Source organism: Rhodococcus sp. NPDC055112, from assembly GCF_053607505.1.
In genome coordinates this window covers 1-19,763 of record NZ_JBSGTR010000084.1, presented here as the reverse complement: position 1 = coordinate 19,763, position 19,763 = coordinate 1, and the positions used below count along the sequence as shown (strand labels likewise).

The following is a 19,763-nucleotide window of genomic DNA, read 5'->3' as shown; positions in this document are numbered from 1 at the left end:
GTTGACGAGTCCTGACACTCGTCAACCGCGCACGGGCGGCGTAGCCGCCTATACCTCGATGATCATGGCGATGCCCTGGCCGCCGCCGCCACAGAGGGCCGCGGCACCCTTGCCGCCGCCGCGCGCCTTGAGCGAATGCGCCAGGGAGAGGACGATCCTCGCGCCGGACATGCCGACCGGGTGCCCGACGGCGATGGCACCGCCGTGGATGTTGACCTTGTCCGCGTCGACGCCGAGCTGACGCATCGAGGCGATCGCGACACCGGCGAACGCCTCGTTGATCTCGAGCAGGTCGAGGTCGGCGACGGTGGTCTCACCGTCACGCTTCAGCGCCGCCTCGATGGCGTTGGCGGGCTGGTGCAGCAGGGAGGTGTCGGGGCCCGCGACGAGGGCGTGCGCCTTGATCTCGGCGATCCACTCGATGCCGCGGGCCTCGGCGACGTCCTTGCGCATCACGATGACGGCGGCCGCGCCGTCCGACAGCTGGGAGGACGCGCCCGCGGTGATGGTGCCGTCCTTCGCGAACGCCGGACGCAGCTTGCCGAGGGAGTCCACGGTGGTCCCGGCGCGGATGCCCTCGTCGTCGGCGACGGTGACGGTGCCCTTGCGGGACGCGATCTCCACCGGCGCGATCTCGGCCGCGAACGCGCCCGACTCGGTCGCGGCGGCGGCGAGGCGGTGCGAGCGGGCCGCGAACTCGTCCTGCTCGGCGCGGCTGATGTTCTCCGACGCCTGGTAGCTCTCGGTGGACGCGCCCATCGACACGCCGTCGAACGCACACACCAGTGCGTCCCGGTCCAGGGCGTCCTCGAAGCCGGTGGTGCCGTACTTCAGGCCGGTCCTGGCACCGCGCACCAGGTACGGCGCGTTCGTCATCGATTCCATGCCGCCCGCGACCACGACGTCGGCGGCGCCGGTGGCGATCAGCCGGTCGGCCTGCATGATCGCCTCGAGGCCGGACAGACAGAGGTTGTTCACGGTGGTGGCGGGCACCGTCATCGGCAGGCCTGCCGCGACCGCCGCCTGGCGCGCCGGGTTCGGGCCGACACCGGCCTGCACCACGGTGCCCATCACCACTGCGTCGACACCGTCGGTATCGAGGCCGCTGCGCTCGAGGGCGGCGGCGATCGCGCGCCCGCCCAACTCCGCCGCCGTCAGCGACGCCAGCGCGCCGGAAAGCTTGCCGATCGGGGTCCTGGCCCCCGCAACGATGACACTGGTGCTCACGCTGATCTCTCCTTCGCCGCTGTACTGTCGTCGCGCTGTACTGCTGACCGCGCCTAAGGATCTTCCCACCTGTGGCCGTCGCCACCTCACCGAGGGCAACAGCGCGCGATCGGATTCCACCGACATGTCAGAGTGACTTCGTACAGTCGGCGAATGTCCGTCACCGAGCACTGGTCCCGCATCACCGAATGGTGCGCCGAGCACGCGCCACTCACCGCACAGTCGATCGCTGGACCTGCCAGCCGAGCGGAGATCGACTCGGCGCAGGCCGCGACAGGAGCGGAATGGCCGGACGAACTCCGGGATCTCTACCTCGTCCAGAACGGCGCGCGGACGCACACCGATTCGGGGCAGTTCCTCGGCAGCGTCCTCCCCGACAAGTTCATGCTCTCGCTGGAGGACGCGCTCGAGCGGCGTTCGCTCATGCTGGAGGTGTGGGAGGAACTGGTCGCCGCCGATCCGGACTTCTACGAGCCCGACACGACTTCCACTACTTCGTCGACACCCGGGCAGGCTCGCGGCGCGGGTGCGTCACCGAGTACGCACATGAGGCGGTGGACGAGCGGGGTCCCCGATGGGACTCGATTTCAGATCTGCTCGCCGAACTCGCATCCAGCCTCGAGCAGGGCACCCCGTTCGAATCGTGGGAGCCAGGCGTCGTCGACGGCGCGCTCCGGTGGACGTTCCGCGCGTAGGACCGGCGCGCTACCCGTCGACCCGATACCGGATCAGGCGTGAACTGTTCGCCACCACGGCGACCGAGGACGCGTTGTGCAGGATCGCCGCGAGCACAGGGGACAGCGCGCCCCCGGCCCCGACCAGCAGTCCGAGGGCGTTGACGGCGATGGACATCGAGTAGTTCTGCCGGATCAGGCGGACCGCGTGAGCCCCGAGGTCGCGGACCTCGAGCAGTCGTGTCAGATCGTCGCTCGCGAGCGCGACGTCGGCGGTCTCGACGGCGACATCGGTGCCCGCCAGGCCCATCGCTATCCCGATGTCGGCCGCGGCGAGCGCAGGCGCGTCGTTGGTGCCGTCGCCGACCATCGCGACCACGTGGCCCTCCGCCCGCAGCCGCTCGACGACCTCGAGCTTGTCGTCGGGAAGCACCTCGGCCCGCCACTCCTCGATCCCCAGCTCCGTGGCGACGGCGGCGGCCGTCTCCGGATGGTCACCGGTGAGCATGATCACCCGCCGCGCCCCGGTGGCCCGCAGTCGGTCCAGGACCGGCCGCGCTTCGGGTCGCAGCTCGTCGCGCAGGCTGATCAGGCCGACCAGCCGGCCGTCGACGGCCAGCAGCAGCGGGGTCTCCGCGCGCCGCCGCAGTTTGCCGACCCAGTCGGCGGCCCGTTTCGAGACCCGCACATTCTCCGATTCCAGCAGCGACACGCTGCCGAGCAGCAGGGTCCGGCCGTCCGCCCAGGTGCGCATGCCCAGCCCGACGAGCACCTCACACTCCTGGTGCGGCGGGATCTCGATGTGCCGCTCCGCCGTCGATCGCAGCACCGCCTCGGCCAGCGGATGCCGCGAGTGGATCTCGGAGCTCGCGGCATAGGCCAGCACCTGATCCGGTCGCCAGTCCTTCGCCAACGCGACGATGTTGGTCACCACGGGCCTGCCGACGGTCAGCGTTCCCGTCTTGTCGAAGACGAACGCGTCCACCCGCCCGGCGTCCTCGAGGTGCGAGCCGCCCTTGATGAGGATCCCCCGCCTGGCGCCGTTGCCGATGGCCGCGCTGATCGCCGTCGGCGTCGCGAGCCCGACCGCGCACGGGCAGGCGACCAGCAGCATGGTCATCGCCCGGCGCACGTCCCGCGTCACCGCCAGTGTCAGCGCGGAGAGCACGAAGGAGGCGGGGACGAACCGGCGCGAGAAGGTCTCCCCCACCGTCTGGATCGCGGCCCGGTCCTCCTGCGCGTCTTCCACGCGCGTGATGATCCGACCGATGGTGGTGTCATCACCCACCGCGTCCGCGCGCACCACCAGCCTGCCGCGCATCACCACCGACCCGGCGTGCACCCTCGCCCCTGCGACGATGCTCGCGGGCAGCGTCTCGCCTGTGATCGCCGACCGGTCGACGATGGCCTCGCCCTCGATCACGATCCCGTCGACCCCGAGTGCGATGTGCTCGTGCACGATGACCTCGTCGCCGACCTCCAATGCGTCGATCCCGACCTGGACCTCGCACCCGTCGGCCGACCGGACCCAGGCGGTGTCCTGGGTGCCCTTGAGCAGGTCCGAGATGGCGCGTCTGGTGCGGCGCAGCGTCAGATCCTGAAGGTACTCACCGATGTTCAGTAGCCAGAGCACGGTGAGGGCGACGACGTTCTCGCGGAGCACGAGGCTGGCGACGGTGGCCGCCGAGACCAGCGCGTCGGTGCCGGGCGCCCGGCTGCCGCGCAGCGCACGCACTGCTCCGCGCAGGAACGGATATCCCGTGAACACCGTCGCCCCGGTGGCCACGGCGCGTCCGGTTGGGCCCAGCAGCGCGGGCCGCCCGAGTGCGTACCGACGGAATCCGAGCAGCGCGAGCGCCACCCCGCCGACAGCCATCCGCACGACGTCCGCATTGGCGATGTCCGCGGAGGTGGGCGCCCGATCCGGCACCAGGGCGTCGGGGATGTGCCTGCTGTCGCGGATGGCGGCCGCGAATCCGTCCCGGTCGGCGGTGCGGGACGAATACCAGATGACGATCGAGGCGGTGCGCGGATAGGCGTGCACGGCCCGTACCCCGGTCAGGGCGCCGACGGCGTCTTCGACGGCGACCGCCCGCGGCCGGCTACCCCGCAGCCACGGCGCGTGCATCCGCACCCGCCCACCCGCGTCGGACAGGACGGTCAGGTCTCCGGCCGCGGCCGGAACCTGATGCAGCACCGCCGGTTCCGCGGACATCTCGTCCTAGTGAGCGTGCCCGCGGCCCGCGTCCGCAACCCCCGGCGGCGGCACCTCTTCGCCGAGCCGCTCTCGCGCTTCGGCCATCACGTCGGCCATCTTGAGGCGGGCTGATTCCGCGCCTTCCTCTGCCCTGCGGGCGCCGCGCAGGCCCCACTCGGTGGCTGTCACGGCGGCTTCCCGCAACGGTGCCCTCGCGACGATCCGCCGCGCCCCGTTGTAGGCGGCGACACCCACGGCCCCCGTGACCACCGTCGAGGCGGCCTTGATGATCAGTCCGTGCAGAGGCATCGTCGTTCCTCCTGCTGGTGCGGCGTGTGTCCATTGTGCCGCACCGACGCGCGATCGTGGAGCCCTATCGGGAACCAACGGGCGGCGTCGCGGCATCGCCTGGCGCGACCGACCGCACCACATCGGCGAGCCTGCGGTAGCCGTCCGCGCGGCCGCTGGAGGAGCGGAACACGAGGCCGATCGTCCGGCCGGGCGCCGGGCTCGCGAACCGGGCAGTGGCGAGGTCGCCGCGGCGGGTCTCCACCGGGACCGCGGACTCCGGCACCAGCGTCACCCCGAGGCCGCCGGCGACGCACTGCACCACGGTCGCGAGCGAGGTCGCTCGGGTGTCCCCGGACAACGGGTGCGCATCCACCGAACGGCACAGATCCAACGTCTGGTCCCGCAAGCAGTGTCCCTCGTCGAGCAGCAGCAGCGGCAGGTCGTCGAGTACCTGCAACGACAGGTCGGCCCGCCCGGCCAGCTTGTGCTCGCCCGGCACCACCAACACGAAATCCTCTGTGTAGAGCGGGATCTCCACCAGCCCGGTCGCCTCCGACGGCAGGGCCAGCACCGCGACGTCCAGCACACCCGCACGCAGCGAATCCAACAACCGCGCGGTCTGGTCCTCGATCACCTGCGGCACGACCGCGGGCAGCTCGGCTCGCATCGCGGGCAGCAGGGCGGGCAGCACGTACGGCGCGACGGTCGGGATAAGCCCCATGCGCACCGGGCCGCCGAGCCGGTCCCCCACACCGGCCGCGGTGGCGACGAATCCGTCCGCGGCCTCGAGGATCACCTTCGCCTGCGCGAGCAGCTGGGTGCCTGCATCGGTCACGAGCACCCGACGGGTGCTGCGCTCGATCAGCTGCACCCCGAGCCCGTTCTCGAGCGCCGCCAGCGCCTGCGACAACGTGGGCTGGCTCACATTCAATCGCGCTGCCGCGGTACCGAAGTGGCGGTACTCGGCGACCGCGACGAAGGCACGCAGCTGCGACAGTGTGGGTTGATAGGTCTGATCAGCCATGCCTATCAGTGTAGTGGCATATATCGCCTTTACCTTTTGAGCGGTTTCGGGCACTATGGACTCATACCAAAGAGCGCAGGTCAGCGGGGAGCCGCGAGACCCGCTCCCGGTATCGAAATCACCAGGCGCAGCCACCAGTGTGGCTGCCCGCGCCCGAAGATCCATCACAAGTAGGAGGACGAGACATATGGCTCTGCTGACCATCGGCGACCAGTTCCCGGCGTACAACCTCAAGGCCGTCATCGGTGGGGACCTGTCCAAGGTCGACGCCCAGCAGCCTGACGACTACTTCACCCAGGTCACCAGCGACGACTACGCGGGCAAGTGGCGGATCGTGTTCTTCTGGCCCAAGGACTTCACCTTCGTGTGCCCCACCGAGATCGCCGCGTTCGGCAAGCTGAACGAGGAGTTCGCGGATCGCGACGCCCAGGTGCTCGGCGCCTCGGTCGACAACGAGTTCGTGCACTTCCAGTGGCGTGCACAGCACGACGAGCTCAAGACCCTCCCCTTCCCGATGCTCTCGGATCTCAAGCGTGAGCTGGCCGAGGCCACCGGCGTCCTCAACGCCGACGGTGTCGCGGACCGCGCCACCTTCATCGTCGACCCGAATAACGAGATCCAGTTCGTCTCCGTCACCGCGGGTTCCGTCGGCCGCAACGTCGACGAGGTGCTGCGCGTGCTCGACGCACTGCAGTCGGACGAGCTGTGCGCCTGCAACTGGAAGAAGGGCGACCCGACCATCAACGCGGGCGAGCTGCTGGCGGAGAGCGTCTAGTCATGAGCGTCGAGAACCTGAAGAACTCGCTGCCCGAGTACGCCAAGGACCTCAAGCTGAATCTCGGCTCGCTCACGCGGTCGACCGAGCTGAACGAGCAGCAGCTGTGGGGCACGTTCCTCGCCGCAGCGGCAGCCACCCGGTCCGCGACCGTGTTGCGTGAGATCGCGGAAGAGGCCGCCGACAAGCTGTCGGAGGAGGCCTACAACGCCGCCCTCGGTGCCGCGTCGATCATGGGCATGAACAACGTCGCGTACCGCGCGAAGAGCTTCCTCGGTGACGACTTCACCCAGGTGCGCATGGGCCTTCGCATGAACATCATCGGCAGCCCCGGCGTCGAGAAGGTCGACTTCGAGCTGTGGTCGCTCGCCGTGTCGACCATCAACGGTTGCCACGACTGCACCACCGCCCACGACGCGGTGGTCCGCAAGGAGGGCCTGACCAAGGAACAGGTCTGGGAGTCCGTGAAGGTCGCCGCCACCCTCCAGGGCGTGGCCCAGGCGATCACCGCCAGCGAGACCCTCGCGGGAGCGAGCGTCTAGTCCGGCTTCACCCGTCACACCGAAGGTGTCTTTTGCGCGATCCACTCGCGCAAAGGGCACCTTCGGTCGTTGCCGGCGGTATCGTTTAACGATGAGTATCGAGGTTGACGTCGTCAGGGTATTCACCGATGCGAACGGCCACCACGGCAACGCATTGGGCATCGTGGACGCGACATTGGTGCCGACGGAACTCAGGCAGGGCCTGGCCGCCGAACTCGGGTTCAGCGAGACGGTTTTCGTCGAACTCCCCGGCCCGGGCGCCGCGAGCGCGCGGGCGCAGATCTTCACCCCTGCCACCGAACTGCCCTTCGCCGGGCACCCGACGGTCGGCCTGTCCTGGTGGCTGCGCGAACGGGGCGCGGCCGTCGACGTCCTCGAGGTCCCGGCTGGCCCTGTCACGACCTACGTCGACCACGGGATGACCTGGGTGCGCGCCAAACCCGATTGGGCGCCCGAGTTCACCCTGCACCCGAAACCCGACTCCGCGGCGGTGGTCTCCACCAGGGCGGACTCCTTCGACTCCGGCCACCACTACGTCTGGGCCTGGGCGGGCGAGGGCGCGATCAGGTCCCGAATGTTCGCCCCGCTCATGGGGATACCGGAGGACGAGGCGACCGGCGCGGCGGCGATCCGGATCACCGAACACCTGCGTCGAAGCCTGCACATCACCCAGGGGCGCGGCTCACAGCTCTACACCGTCTACTCACACGACGGATGGGTCGACGTCGGCGGACGCGTGCACCCGGACCCGACGCTGCGCGTGTAAACCGACCGGTCACCCGGACAACGCGCGATCGACCGCCGCCTCGATGAGTTCGTCGATCTCGCTCTCGGAGAACAGGTCCGGCAGCGTCAGCCGATCGACGATCAGCCAGTTCAGCGCGAGGTAGAGCAGACGGACCGTGGTCGCATCGCCCGGCATGCCCGCCTGCAGGTGATTGGTGACGTTGAAATCCAGGTCGGCCCGGATCCGTTCGGTCAGCACGGCGCGCAATTCGGGCCGCCGGGTCGCCTCGAGCCTGAGCTCGAGCAGGGCGAGGAAGCCAGTGCGGAACTCGGTGATCCGGCCGACGACCTCACGCATCAGCTCGACCAGACGATCACGGTCGTGCGGACCCCCGAGGCTCTGTGCCAAGGACGCGGCATCGGGCGTCAGCCTCTCGTAGAACCGGCCGCCCGCCTGCGCCAACAGGTCGTCGCGGTTGGCGAAATAGTTCGACGCCGTACCCGGCGGCACCCCAGCCCGCGAGTCGACGGCCCTGAAGGTGAGCCCGCGCGCACCCAGTTCCGCCAGGACCTCGATCGCGGCGTCGACCAACGCCGCCCGTCTCTCCGGATTACTCCGCACTTGACACCACTCCATCCGTAGTACTACGTTCAGACCACTTCAAATAGAGTACTACGGACGGAGCGGTGCATATGCGAAAGCTTGTCTACTACGTGGGTGTCTCGCTCGACGGTTACATCGCAGGCCCCGGCGGCGAATGGGAATTCATGCTCTCGGACGAGATGACGGCCTGGATCACCGAGCGGTACCCGGACACCGTGCCCACCCACATCCGCCCCCATCTCGGCCTCGAAGGCGCAGCCAACCGAGCGTTCGACACGGTGCTGATGGGCCGCGGGACCTATCAGCCCGGCATCGACGCCGGCGTCACCAGCCCCTATTCCCACCTGCGTCAGTACGTGGTCTCGACCACCCTCGGCGAGATCGCCGACCCGGCGGTCGAGCTCGTCACCGGCGACCCGGTCGCCCTCGTCCGTGAGCTCAAGGCACAGGAGGGGATGGACGTCTGGCTCGCGGGCGGCGGAAAGCTGGCGGGCACCCTGCTGCCCGAGATCGACGAGCTCGTCATCAAGCGCTACCCCGTGATCGCGGGATCCGGCATCCCGGCGTTCGACGGGCCGTTCCTGCCGACGCCGTTCACCCCGACCCGCACCGATTCCCTCGACAACGGCGCCTCGGTCACCTGGTTCTCCCGAACCCCGGCGGCCTGACCTGATGCGGAGGCCGGTCGCCATCAGCCCTGCGGCGACCGGCCCGCCGCCAGATCGTCCGCACTGAGCCGCACCTCGATCTCCCCACCCAGCGTCACCCCTGGCGAGAGCGGAAGCCGGTCGCCGCTCCAGAATCGGCCCGGGTCATACCAATTCGTCTTGCGGCGCTCGGTGAGCAGCCCCATCGACTCGTAGGTCTGCGCGACCACCTCGGCGCAGTACGCGCTCTCCAGGCCGGCCGATGCCTCCTCGGAATCCCTGGCCGAACGACGCCGTAGCGACGGCAGCCGACCACCGAACCAGCGCGTGACCAGTTTCGCCGTGGACGGGAACGGCGTGCCGTCGAGCCGCGCGATGGTGCGCATCAGCGCGTCCTCCTGTTCGCGCGTGACCGGCTCCTCGAGCTGCCGCAGCCAGCCGCGCTGCCCGTACTTCGCGCCCCACACCTGGACGGCCTGCCGCAGGTCGTGCAGCTGCACCCCGCGCTGAAACCGCCCGGTCCACATGTCCTGCAAGGAATGTCCGAGTTCCGCATGCCACATCAGCGGCGGCATGTCGTCGAGGACCACCGACATCCCGACGTGGTTCACGGGGCTGTTCGTCAGCGTCTGGATCGCCCGATCCGCACCCGAGTGGCCGCGGAAGATCCAGATGTCCCCGGTTCGGGTGGCATCAACGGCCTCGTCGAGGCTCACCTGCGATTCGTGCATCCGGCGACTCATGCACCTAGCCTAGAGCGATGCGCATGGACGGCAGACACGTGTGGAAGCTCGTCGGACTCGCGGGCGTCGTCGGCGTCGCGGCCACGGGGGCCTTCGCCGCGCGCGCCGAACGCAAGCGCCGTGCCTACACTCCCGACGAGGTCCGGTCCCAGCTGCACGCCCGCTTCGCGCAGGCCACCGCCGCTGCCGACCTCCCGCGGGTGGATCTGATCGAGGTGAAACCGACTCTGCGCGAACGCGTGTCGGGCCTCTTCCGGGGTGTGTGCCGGCAGGGCGGGGAGTGACATGCCCGATCATGTGATCCGATCGCCCCAGGTTTCAGACGCGGTCTGGGACACATCGGACTTTCCCGACAGTTCGACGTGGACCGTGGTCCTCACCGGGGCCGAGCGATCGGAGATCGTCGAGGCGGCCAGATCCGACGCCGCCGACGACTCGCGGCTGTTCCCCACCCTTCGGTCCCGCTGCGGCCAGTGGGCGCACACGCTGAACTCGGGATGCGGTTTCGTCCTGCTGCGCGGGTTCCCACTGGACGAACTCAGCACCGACGAGATCGAGCGGGCCTACCTCGCGCTGGGAGCCATGCTCGGAGATCCGGTGAGTCAGGATCGCGACGGCTCGGTGCTCACCCACATTCGCGACGAGCGGATCGAGAGGACCGATCCCACCGTCCGGCTCTACCGGACACGGGAGCGCCAGGATTTCCACACCGACGGTTCCGACCTCGTCGCGCTGCTGTGCCTGGCCAAGGCCGCCACCGGAGGCGAGAGCTGGATCGCCAGCTCGGCAGCGATCTACAACGAGGTGCTGCGGCGGCGGCCCGATCTCCTCGAGGTCCTGTACTCCCCCATGCCCTGGGACCGCAACGGCGAAGAGGCCGCGGGCGACCCCCCGTACTTCGAACTCGCTCCACTGAACGACATCGGCGGCGTGCCCCGCCTGTTCTACATCAGCTGGTACATCCGCGATTCCCAACGACACCCGCAGGCCCCCCGCCTGACGGCGGAGCAACACGAGGCACTCGAACTCATCGAGGCGATCGCCAACGAACCCCGCTTCCACGTCGAGATGGTCTTCGAACCCGGCGACGTCCAGATCCTCAACAACGGGCGCATCCTGCACGCCCGCAACGCCTACCAGGACCACCCCGACCTCGCCAGGCGCAGGCACCTGCTGCGATTGTGGCTGTCGGCCGCGAGCGACCACAGCGTCGCGGAACCGCTGCGGTCGGGGATCCCGCGGCGCTGACCCAGGGGACGATCCCGCGGGGTGGGGTCGAAAGGCCCTAGCCGAGACCGGCCCCCCGGGCAGATAATTGACTGTCCGGTTTCGAGGAGCCCCGGCGAGGTCCCCGGGCGCCGGTCAACGGTGAGGAGGCGGTCATGGACACCGCGGTGCCGGACACCGGCGTCATACAGAGCGCGGTCGATCTGGCGTGCCGCGCACCATCGGTGCACAACAGCCAGCCGTGGCGGTGGCGATACTCCGCGGGTCGGCTCGACCTGTTCAGCGAGCGCACCCGGCTCCTGCCGTCCGCCGATCCCTCCGGACGCCAGCTGCACATCAGCTGCGGCGCGGCGCTCCATCACGTCGAGGTCGCCCTCACCTCGCTGCGCTGGCGATCGGACATCGACCTCCTGCCCGAGCCCAGCCTTCCCCGGCTCGTCGCCGCGATCCACTGTCACCGGGACGCGACCCCGCGCTCACACGACTTCGACCTGGTCTCCGCCATCCGCCATCGCCGCACCGATCGCAGACCCTTCGGCCCGCTCGCCGCGGAGGCGGGACCGGTCGGGAGCCTGGGCGATCAGGCGGGCAGGTTCGGCGTCACGCTGACGGTCCTCGCGCCCGAGGCGAGGACGACGCTGGCCGCCGCGACCGACGCCGGCTCCGCGGCCAGGCGCTACGACGCCGACTACCAGGCCGAACTGCACTGGTGGGCCGGGCACTCCCTGATCGGCGAGGGGATACCTCCCGATTCGCTGGCCACCACCGGCGAGAGCGCACACGTCCCGATCGGACGAGCGTTCCCGCGTCCCGGCAGGCAGGAGTCGACGCCCCAGCCGGGCGTCGACCAGTCAACCGTGCTGATGCTGAGCACCGATTCCGACTCACCTGCGGCCTGGACGCGGTGCGGGCAGGCGCTGTCCGCGGTCCTGCTCGAGGCGACATCGAGAGGGATCGCGACCTGCCCGCTGACGCACCTCACCGAGGTCGAACGGAGCCGGGACATGATCGCGGAGCTGGCGCCCGACGCCGGACTCCCCCAGGTCCTGCTGCGGGTCGGCTCGGTCACCGGCTCGCCCCCCGCGGGGCACACGCCGCGCCGATCGACCGCAGAGGTTCTCACCCTGCACTGAACCGCCGACCGGCAGGCGCGAACGCTCAGCCGAGCGCCTTGAGGACCCCCGCCGCCATCTCGGCCACCTCGTCGTCGGTCATCACGAAGGACGGCGAGAACTGCATGGCGCCGACGCCTGCCGCGCGACCCGAGATGCCGTGCTCCCGAAGGGTCTTGACGAACGGCAACGCCTCCGCGGGATCCGCGAGCTGCACCGCCGCCACCGCACCGAGACCGCTACGCACCTCCGCGACCCGCGGGTGCTCGGCCAGCGGAGACAGGTGCTCGTGCAGCGAGCGCTCGAGCCGAGCGGACTCCTCGAGCAGGTTCTCCCGCTCGAGAATGTCGAGGTTCGCCAGCGCAGCGGCTGCCGCGCCCGCGTGCCCGCCATAGGTGTACCCGTGCCGCCACCACACGCCGCCGGAGAAGAAGGGCTCGGCGACCCGGGGCGCGATGAACACCGCGCCCATCGGGACGTATCCGGAGGTGAGCCCCTTCGCCGTGGTCACCATGTCCGGCTGCAGGTCGAAACGCGTCGAGGCGAACCACGACCCACCGATCCGGCCGAAGCCCGTGACCACCTCGTCGACGACGAACAGGATGTCGTGCTCGCGGCAGATCTGCCTGACCTCGGCGAGGTAGCCCTCCGGCGGCAGATAGATCCCGCCCGCGCCGATGATCGGCTCGACGAAGAAGGCCGCGATCGTATCCGCGCCCTCCCGCTCGATGAGCTCGAGCAGGCTCTTGCCGTTGTCCCACTCCACCGTCCTGGCGTCCGGCATCAGCTCGCCGTAGCCCTCCCGGTTCACCGGGATGCCTGCCAGCGCGGTGCCGGCCACGTGCATGCCGTGGTAGGCCTTCTGCCGCCCGACCACGATGCGCTTGTTCGGCTTGCCCATCTCGTGCCAGTAGCGCCGGGCCAGCTTGGCCGCGGTGTCGACGGAGTCCGAGCCACCCGAGGTGAAGAAGATCTTGCTACCGGGCACCGGCGCGATCGCGGACAGGCGCTCGGCGAGCGCGAACGTCGTCTCGGGCGCGAAGTCACCGAAGTTGGAGAAGTGCGCGATCGACTTGAGCTGCGTCGCGACCGCGTCCGCGATCTCGGCGCGACCGTGCCCGACGTTGGTGAACCAGAGACCCGCGGTCGCGTCCAGGTAGCGGTTGCCCTTGTCGTCCCAGATGTACGCGCCCTCACCGCGGCTGACAACGAACGGACCGCCGTCGCTCACCGCGCCCATGTCCGCGAATCCGTGCCACAGTGCCTGGGTGTTCGTCACGCCATCTCCTCGCTCTCGCCGGTGGCGATCTCGTCCGCCGTCAGCCGGCGCTCGACTCCACCGTATCGCCACCGCTGGGCGAGCCTGCCCGCGGCGTTGACCGCGAACGACATCAGCACCATGGCCAACAGCAACACCACGAGTCCGATGGACATCTGCAGGTAGCCCTGCGTCCGCGGGTCGATGAACGGGTACGGGTACCAGTCGACGATCGGGCCGCGGATCAGCGTGTAGACGCCGTACACGACCGGGAACCACAGCCAGGTCATCGACTGCCGATCGGTGATCCGCATCCGCGGCGGGTTGATCAGCCAATCCAGGAAAACCACGAGCGGCAGGATCTCGTGCAGGAGGACGTTGATCCATTTGTCCTGCAGCATCACATCGACGTTGGCGAGCAGAACCGCGTAGATGATCCCGGTGATGACCATGTACACGGTGGTCGCGCCGCGAAAGAGCTGCCAGTTCCGCGACTGCGGGTCCGCGAACGCCCCGACGAGGAGCACGATCACGGCCAACACATTGCTCAGGATCGTGAAGTAGCTGAAGTAGTTGGTGGTCGAGAACGTCTCGCTATCGATGTTGCGCAGCGGGATCCAGACCAACGCGAGGATCCCGAGGCCGGCGAACGCCAGCCGCAGCGCCCGCCAGATCGGATTCGTGTGTGGGTAGACCGGGGTATCCGTGGCAGCAGTCACCCGCAGATGTTCGCACAGGGCAACAACGGGCTGCGGTATTTGAGTGGCGGCCTTTCGATAGGCTGGACCGAGCATGTCCACCACACCTTCGCCCGAGCTGCCCGACGTCGATCGCCGCGAGCTCAAGCGCCGCCTCGCCCACCTCTCCCTCCGGGACGAGCACCGACTCCGACGCCGCCTCGACCGCGCCTCCAACCCCGAGGCCCTCACCGGGGTCTTTCGCGAGGTGTCGCAGGCGGAGGCCAGGATCGCCTCCCGCCGCGCGAACGCCCCGAAGACCAGCTATCCCGACAACCTTCCGGTCAGCCTGCGCCGCGACGACATCGCCGCCGCGATCGCGGCGAACCAGGTCGTGATCGTGGCGGGCGAGACCGGTTCCGGTAAGACCACCCAGATCCCGAAGATCTGCCTCGACCTCGGGCGTGGCGTGCGCGGCCTGATCGGGCACACCCAGCCGCGCCGGATCGCGGCGCGCACCGTCGCCGAGCGCATCGCCGAGGAGTTGGACACCCCACTCGGCGAGGCCGTGGGCTACACGGTCCGCTTCACCGACCAGGTGTCGGACGGCACCCTGATCAAGCTGATGACCGACGGCATCCTGCTCGCCGAGATCCAGCGAGACCGGATGCTGCGCCGGTACGACACCCTCATCATCGACGAGGCGCACGAACGCAGCCTCAACATCGACTTCATCCTCGGCTACCTCAGGGAACTGTTGCCGCGGCGGCCCGACCTGAAGGTGATCATCACCTCCGCGACGATCGACCCGGAGCGCTTCGCCCAGCACTTCGCCGTGAACGGGGTGCCAGCGCCGATCGTGGAGGTCTCGGGTCGCACCTTCCCCGTCGAGATCCGGTACCGGCCGCTGAGCGTCGACGTCGGCGAGCAGACCATCGATCGCGACCCGGTCGACGCCGTCGGCGAGGCGGTCGAGGAACTGCTCGGAGAGGGCGACGGCGACATCCTGGTGTTCCTCTCCGGTGAACGCGAGATCCGCGACACCGCCGACGCGCTGCGGGACCGCAAGCTGCGCGGCACGGAGATCCTGCCCCTGTACGCCCGGCTGTCCGCGGCCGAGCAGCACCGGGTCTTCGAGCGGCACACGGGCCGCAGGGTGGTGCTCTCCACCAACGTCGCGGAGACCTCGCTGACGGTCCCCGGCATCCGGTACGTCGTCGATCCCGGCACCGCCCGCATCTCCCGGTACTCCGTGCGCACCAAGGTCCAGCGGCTGCCGATCGAGGAGATCTCGCAGGCCTCGGCCCGGCAGCGGGCGGGGCGCTGTGGCCGCGTCGCCGACGGCATCTGCATCCGCCTCTACTCCGAGGACGACTTCGAGTCTCGTCCCGCCTTCACCGAACCCGAGATCCTGCGCACCAACCTGGCGTCGGTGGTGCTGCAGATGACGGCCCTCGGGCTCGGTGACATCGCCTCCTTCCCCTTCGTGGAGGCGCCGGATCCGCGCGCGATCCGGGACGGCGTCGCGTTGCTCGAGGAACTCGGGGCGATCAAGCCGGGGTCCAAGGACGGCGTCACCGAACTGACCCCGGTCGGGCGGGAGCTAGCCCAGTTGCCGGTGGACCCCCGGATGGCGCGGATGCTCGCCCATGCTCACAACACCGGGTGCCTGCGCGAGACGCTCGTCATCGTCGCCGCGCTGTCGATCCAGGACGTGCGCGAGCGGCCCGCCGAACACCAGCAGGCCGCCGACGAGAAGCATGCCAGGTTCACCGTGGCCGGCTCCGATTTCCTCGCCTACCTCAAGCTGTGGGAGTACCTGGGTGAGCAGCGGAAGGAACTGTCCTCCAACCAGTTCCGGAAGATGTGCAAGAACGAGTTCTTACACTGGCTGCGGATCAGGGAATGGCAGGACCTGCACGGCCAGCTCGCACAGATCACCCGCGGTCTCGGCTGGACCGGCAACGACCAGCCCGCGAGCGAGGCCTCGGTGCACCAGGCGCTGCTGTCCGGGCTGCTCTCCCACGTCGGCCTGCGCGAGGGCGACAAGCGAGACTTCCTCGGCGCCCGCGGCGCCCGGTTCGCGGTGTTCCCCGGTTCCTCGCTGTTCAAGAAGCCACCGCGCTGGGTGATGGCCGCGGAGCTGGTGGAAACCTCCAGGCTCTGGGGCAGGATGGCGGCAGGCATCGAGCCCGAGTGGGCGGAGAAGCTGGCACCGCACCTGATCAAGCGCACCTACTCCGAGCCGCACTGGTCGACCAAGCGTGCCTGCGCGATGGCGTACGAGCGGGTCACGCTGTACGGCATCCCGCTGGTCGCCAAGCGGGCGGTCACCTACAGCTCGATCGACCCCGAGACCTCGCGGGAGCTGTTCATCCGGCACGCCCTGGTCCAGGGCGAATGGCAGACCCAGCACAAGTTCTTCCATCAGAACCGCGCCCTGCTCGAGGACGTCGAGGAGATGGAGACCAGGGCCCGCAGGCGCGACATCCTGGTCGACGACGAGGCACTCTACGAGTTCTACGACCAGCGCGTCGGCCAGGAAGCCGTGTCCGCCAGGCACTTCGACACCTGGTGGAAGCGCGCCCGGCGCACGAATCCGGACCTGCTGAACTTCACGGCATCGACCGTCGTCAACGCCGATGCCGCGGGGGTGCTCGGCGGTGACTATCCGAACACCTGGCGCCAGGGCGAGATCTCGTTCCCGCTGACCTACCAGTTCGAACCGGGCACCGAGGACGACGGTGTCACCGCACGCATCCCCGTCGCGCTGCTCGCCCAGGTCCGTCCGGTCGGCTTCGACTGGCTGGTGCCAGGCATGCGTGAGGACCTGGTCACCGCGCTCATCAAGACGCTGCCGAAACCGTTGCGTCGCACCGTTGTCCCCGCACCCGACTACGCCAGGGCCGCACTGTCGGCCGTCAAACCGCGATCCGAGACGTTGACCGTGGCGATCGCAAGGGAACTGTCCCGAATGGCAGGCGCCCCGATCTCGCCCCGCGACTTCGACCTGAGCGCGGTCCCGGATCACCTGAGGATGACCTTCGCCGCGGTCGACGGTTCGGGCAAGGTGCTGGGCCGGAGCAAGAGCCTGACCGGGCTCTCCGCCTCGCTCTCGCCCCGCGTCGACGTCGAGGTGGCCAAGGCCGCCTCGAGCACCGAGCGTCCGGCCGCCGCGGTGTGGACATCGGAGACCCTCGGCACCCTGCCGGACAGCGTGACCCGAACCATCGCGGGCCAGAAGGTGGTCGGCTACCCGGCGCTCGTCCCCGAGAAGGAGGGCGTCGCGGTCCGGGTCCTCAGCACCCCGCTCGCGCAGCGCCAGGCCATGCGCGAGGGCACGAGGGCACTGCTGCTGAGCGCCATCGTCACCCCGACCAAGACCGCGATCTCCGGCCTCGGCACCCGGGATCGGCTGGCCCTCAGTCAGAACCCGCACGGGAGCGTGGAGGCCCTCGTAGAGGACTGCCGGGCCTGCGCGGTGAACGAGCTGATGGACGCGAACGGCGGGCCGACCCGGACCCCGGAGGCGTTCGAGAAGCTGCAGGCCGCGGTGCGGGCGCAGCTCGCCAATCGGGTGGCGGTCCTGGTCCGGCTGGTGGTCCCCGCGCTGTCCCGTGCCCAGGAGCTGCGCGTGATCCTCGATCGCGCCACGGGAGAGGCCGCCGACGATGTGCGCGAGCAGCTCGAGGCGCTGATGTATTCCGGATTCGTCACCGACACCGGCACCGACCGGCTGCGGGAGCTGCCGCGATACCTGGAGGGCGCCGTCCGGCGCCTCGAGGCGCTTCCCGCGAGCGCGGGTCGCGACAGCCAGGGCCTGGTGGTGCTGGACGCGGTGTACGAGGACTACGGCCGCCTGCTCGCACGCCTGGACGAGCGCAGACACCAGGACCAGGATGTGGATGCGGTCCGCTGGATGATCGAGGAACTGAGGGTCGGCCTGTTCGCGCAGTCGCTCGGCACCCCGTACCCCGTGTCCGAGAAGCGGATCCGAAAGGCGATCGCCGCGATCACCCGGTGACGTCAGTCGGTGGCGGATTCCTCGCGATGCACGCGCAGGTCCTTGATCTCGCGCTCGAAATCCTCGGCGGAGCTGAACGAGCGGTACACCGAGGCGAATCGCAGGTAGGCCACCTCGTCGAGGTCTCGTAGCGGGCCGAGGATCGCCAACCCGACCTCGTTGCTGGGGATCTCGGCCGATCCGGCCGCGCGCACGGCCTCCTCGACCTTCTGGGCGAGCTTGTAGAGCGCGTCCTCGTCCACCGCCCGGCCCTGGCAGGCTCGCCGAACGCCGCGAACCACCTTCTCGCGGCTGAACGGCTCGGTGACGCCGCTGCGCTTGACCACCGAGAGCACCGCGGTCTCCACGGTGGTGAACCGCCGACCGCATTCCGGGCACGATCTCCGCCTGCGAATGGCGTTGCCCTCGTCGGCTTCACGAGAGTCGACCACGCGCGAATCGGGATGCCTACAGAACGGGCAATGCATGGCGAATCCTTCGTCGAAACCGAGGAGCCCTGTACGACCACTGGATGTGGTGGGGCTGACAGGGTTCGAGGATACCGCCGCCGGGCGCCCGAGGGCGCGCATCGGGGTTCAGCCCACCGGTCCGACGGGCACCACCAGCGATTGTCCCGCCTGCACCGAGGCTCCTGACATGGCGTTCAGGTCGAGAATCCGCGCCACGACCTGCTCGACACGGCTCCCCGGCGCCACGCGGGACGCGACATCGCTGAGCGTCTCCCCGCCCTGCACCTGCACCACCGCGGTCTCACCCATGGCGAACTGCGGGTTCGACCGGGCCTGCGCGATCCCGAGCAGGCCTGCGACCGCGACCGCCGACAACAGCATCCCCACGAGGAGCGCGCCGATCCCGCTCTCCCGGCTGCTCTTACCGTGGACCGCCCGTGACACCGGCATCGGCGCCCTGCCGTATTCGACGAAGCCGTCCACCCGGCGTCGCCGCGCGGCGACCTGTCGCGACCTCGCGCCCTTCGGGACCGTGTTCTTCGGGACCGCCCTGCTCGTGGGAACTGCCATGCTCATGGGGACTGCCATGCTCATCGGAACCTCCGCCGGTGATCGTTTTCGAATCATTCGTTCACACGTTCGAGTGAACGCATGTTCGATTTCTACCACGACGATCCGACAAAGTCTCGATTTGACGCGACACATCTCGAACAGATGTTTGAAACATGCTGGAATCCGGTCTAGATTCGTGTCAGAACCCACATCGACACGGGAGGCCCTCCATGAAGGACGACAGCTCCAACGACGGCTCGGCCGCCACCCCAGGCGGAACCGACCTCGCGGCGGGGCTCACGGATCGACAGCGCCGGGTCCTGGAGGTGATCCGCGCCTCGGTCAGCGAACGCGGCTACCCACCGAGCATCCGCGAGATCGGCGATGCGGTCGGCCTCACCTCGACCTCCTCGGTCGCGCACCAACTCCGCACCCTCGAACGCAAGGGCTTCCTGCGCCGCGATCCCAACCGCCCGCGTGCCGTGGACGTCCGCGGGCTGGACGACGGTGTCGCGGCCTCCGACACCGAGGCCGGCTTCGAGAACGCGGCGCAGCCGACGGGCGAGGGCACCGAGACCCAGCTGCCGAAGCCGACGTTCGTCCCCGTGCTGGGACGAATAGCCGCCGGTGGCCCGATCCTCGCCGAGGAGGCCGTCGAGGACGTCTTCCCCCTCCCCCGCGAACTCGTCGGCCAGGGATCGTTGTTCCTGCTGAAGGTGGTCGGCGAATCGATGATCGAGGCGGCGATCTGCGACGGCGACTGGGTGGTCGTCCGGCAGCAGAGCGTGGCCGACAACGGCGACATCGTCGCCGCGATGATCGACGGCGAGGCCACCGTCAAGACATTCAAACGGACCAAGGGCGAGGTGTGGCTGATGCCGCACAACCCGCTGTTCGAACCGATCCCCGGCAACGACGCTGCCATTCTCGGCAAGGTCGTGACGGTGATGCGCAAGATCTGATCCGACGCACCCGAACACCGGTACGTACGCGAAAGGCCGCGGCACCTGGTGC

General features: G+C 69.3%; 20 protein-coding genes. 10 read left to right on the top strand and 10 right to left on the bottom strand.

What is annotated here, in order from left to right; genetic code table 11:
* Positions 1-48: 48 nt before the first annotated feature.
* Entirely contained in the window at positions 49-1,227 is a 1,179-nt protein-coding gene (locus ACWFRB_RS24735; protein WP_452643875.1) for an acetyl-CoA C-acyltransferase, read from the bottom strand.
* 153 nt (positions 1,228-1,380) lie between these two features.
* On the opposite strand from ACWFRB_RS24735, the gene ACWFRB_RS24730 reads away from it, so the two are divergent.
* Positions 1,381-1,965: a hypothetical protein gene (locus tag ACWFRB_RS24730; RefSeq protein WP_452643874.1), complete on the top strand. Its 585-nt coding sequence runs from the start codon at positions 1,381-1,383 to the stop codon at positions 1,963-1,965.
* Here ACWFRB_RS24730 and ACWFRB_RS24725 read toward each other — a convergent pair.
* From ACWFRB_RS24725 to ACWFRB_RS24715, 3 genes are all read right to left on the bottom strand, one after another.
* Complete coding sequence (locus ACWFRB_RS24725; protein ID WP_452643873.1) at positions 1,933-4,116, bottom strand: heavy metal translocating P-type ATPase; 2,184 nt, start codon at positions 4,114-4,116, stop codon at positions 1,933-1,935. The genes ACWFRB_RS24730 and ACWFRB_RS24725 overlap by 33 nt on opposite strands.
* Positions 4,117-4,122: 6 nt before the next feature.
* Positions 4,123-4,407 carry a DUF1490 family protein gene (locus ACWFRB_RS24720; RefSeq protein ID WP_452643872.1) on the bottom strand — a complete coding sequence of 95 codons (285 nt, stop codon included), beginning with the start codon at positions 4,405-4,407 and terminating at the stop codon, positions 4,123-4,125.
* Positions 4,408-4,471: 64 nt separating this feature from the next.
* Positions 4,472-5,413, bottom strand: coding sequence for a LysR substrate-binding domain-containing protein (locus tag ACWFRB_RS24715; RefSeq protein ID WP_452643871.1), 942 nt, complete (start codon positions 5,411-5,413; stop codon positions 4,472-4,474).
* A 187-nt stretch (positions 5,414-5,600) separates the two neighbouring features.
* Here ACWFRB_RS24715 and ACWFRB_RS24710 point away from each other — a divergent pair, with 187 nt between their 5' ends.
* From ACWFRB_RS24710 to ACWFRB_RS24700, 3 genes are all read left to right on the top strand, one after another.
* Positions 5,601-6,188 carry a peroxiredoxin gene (locus tag ACWFRB_RS24710; protein WP_077041398.1) on the top strand — a complete coding sequence of 196 codons (588 nt, stop codon included), beginning with the start codon at positions 5,601-5,603 and terminating at the stop codon, positions 6,186-6,188.
* A gap of 2 nt (positions 6,189-6,190) precedes the next feature.
* On the top strand, positions 6,191-6,730 hold the full coding sequence (locus tag ACWFRB_RS24705; RefSeq protein WP_452643870.1) for a carboxymuconolactone decarboxylase family protein: 540 nt from the start codon (positions 6,191-6,193) through the stop codon (positions 6,728-6,730).
* Between the two features lie 91 nt (positions 6,731-6,821).
* Positions 6,822-7,496, top strand: a complete 675-nt coding sequence (locus ACWFRB_RS24700) for a PhzF family phenazine biosynthesis protein (RefSeq protein ID WP_452643869.1) — start codon at positions 6,822-6,824, stop codon at positions 7,494-7,496.
* A 9-nt stretch (positions 7,497-7,505) separates the two neighbouring features.
* Here ACWFRB_RS24700 and ACWFRB_RS24695 read toward each other — a convergent pair whose 3' ends face one another.
* Entirely contained in the window at positions 7,506-8,078 is a 573-nt protein-coding gene (locus tag ACWFRB_RS24695; protein WP_452643868.1) for a TetR/AcrR family transcriptional regulator, read from the bottom strand.
* Positions 8,079-8,149: 71 nt separating this feature from the next.
* Here ACWFRB_RS24695 and ACWFRB_RS24690 point away from each other — a divergent pair, with 71 nt between their 5' ends.
* On the top strand, positions 8,150-8,728 hold the full coding sequence (locus ACWFRB_RS24690) for a dihydrofolate reductase family protein (RefSeq protein ID WP_452643867.1): 579 nt from the start codon (positions 8,150-8,152) through the stop codon (positions 8,726-8,728).
* A gap of 23 nt (positions 8,729-8,751) precedes the next feature.
* On the opposite strand, the gene ACWFRB_RS24685 is transcribed toward ACWFRB_RS24690, so the two are convergent.
* Positions 8,752-9,450: a hypothetical protein gene (locus tag ACWFRB_RS24685; protein WP_452643866.1), complete on the bottom strand. Its 699-nt coding sequence runs from the start codon at positions 9,448-9,450 to the stop codon at positions 8,752-8,754.
* A gap of 17 nt (positions 9,451-9,467) precedes the next feature.
* Between ACWFRB_RS24685 and ACWFRB_RS24680 the strand changes: the two genes are divergently transcribed.
* From ACWFRB_RS24680 to ACWFRB_RS24670, 3 genes are all read left to right on the top strand, one after another.
* Positions 9,468-9,734, top strand: a complete 267-nt coding sequence (locus ACWFRB_RS24680; protein WP_452643865.1) for a hypothetical protein — start codon at positions 9,468-9,470, stop codon at positions 9,732-9,734.
* 1 nt (position 9,735) lies between these two features.
* A complete protein-coding gene (locus ACWFRB_RS24675) occupies positions 9,736-10,698 on the top strand; it encodes a TauD/TfdA family dioxygenase (RefSeq protein WP_452643864.1) in 963 nt (320 codons plus the stop codon).
* A 134-nt stretch (positions 10,699-10,832) separates the two neighbouring features.
* A complete protein-coding gene (locus ACWFRB_RS24670; protein WP_452643863.1) occupies positions 10,833-11,810 on the top strand; it encodes an Acg family FMN-binding oxidoreductase in 978 nt (325 codons plus the stop codon).
* A 25-nt stretch (positions 11,811-11,835) separates the two neighbouring features.
* Here the strand turns inward: ACWFRB_RS24670 and ACWFRB_RS24665 are convergent, their stop codons facing one another.
* Together ACWFRB_RS24665 and ACWFRB_RS24660 are read right to left on the bottom strand one after the other, a co-directional pair.
* Positions 11,836-13,029 carry an aminotransferase family protein gene (locus tag ACWFRB_RS24665; RefSeq protein ID WP_452643876.1) on the bottom strand — a complete coding sequence of 398 codons (1,194 nt, stop codon included), beginning with the start codon at positions 13,027-13,029 and terminating at the stop codon, positions 11,836-11,838.
* Positions 13,030-13,064: 35 nt separating this feature from the next.
* Positions 13,065-13,766: a Pr6Pr family membrane protein gene (locus ACWFRB_RS24660; RefSeq protein ID WP_452643862.1), complete on the bottom strand. Its 702-nt coding sequence runs from the start codon at positions 13,764-13,766 to the stop codon at positions 13,065-13,067.
* A 73-nt stretch (positions 13,767-13,839) separates the two neighbouring features.
* Here ACWFRB_RS24660 and hrpA point away from each other — a divergent pair, with 73 nt between their 5' ends.
* On the top strand, positions 13,840-17,748 hold the full coding sequence (gene hrpA / locus ACWFRB_RS24655; RefSeq protein WP_452643861.1) for an ATP-dependent RNA helicase HrpA: 3,909 nt from the start codon (positions 13,840-13,842) through the stop codon (positions 17,746-17,748).
* 2 nt (positions 17,749-17,750) lie between these two features.
* Here the strand turns inward: hrpA and nrdR are convergent, their stop codons facing one another.
* Both nrdR and ACWFRB_RS24645 read right to left on the bottom strand, forming a co-directional pair.
* Positions 17,751-18,215 (bottom strand): transcriptional regulator NrdR, encoded by a 465-nt coding sequence (gene nrdR, locus ACWFRB_RS24650; RefSeq protein WP_077041388.1) that lies wholly within the window; start codon positions 18,213-18,215, stop codon positions 17,751-17,753.
* A gap of 108 nt (positions 18,216-18,323) precedes the next feature.
* Positions 18,324-18,791, bottom strand: a complete 468-nt coding sequence (locus ACWFRB_RS24645; RefSeq protein WP_452643860.1) for a LysM peptidoglycan-binding domain-containing protein — start codon at positions 18,789-18,791, stop codon at positions 18,324-18,326.
* A gap of 188 nt (positions 18,792-18,979) precedes the next feature.
* On the opposite strand from ACWFRB_RS24645, the gene lexA reads away from it, so the two are divergent.
* Complete coding sequence (gene lexA / locus ACWFRB_RS24640) at positions 18,980-19,711, top strand: transcriptional repressor LexA (RefSeq protein WP_452643859.1); 732 nt, start codon at positions 18,980-18,982, stop codon at positions 19,709-19,711.
* The last annotated feature ends 52 nt before the right edge of the window (positions 19,712-19,763 follow it).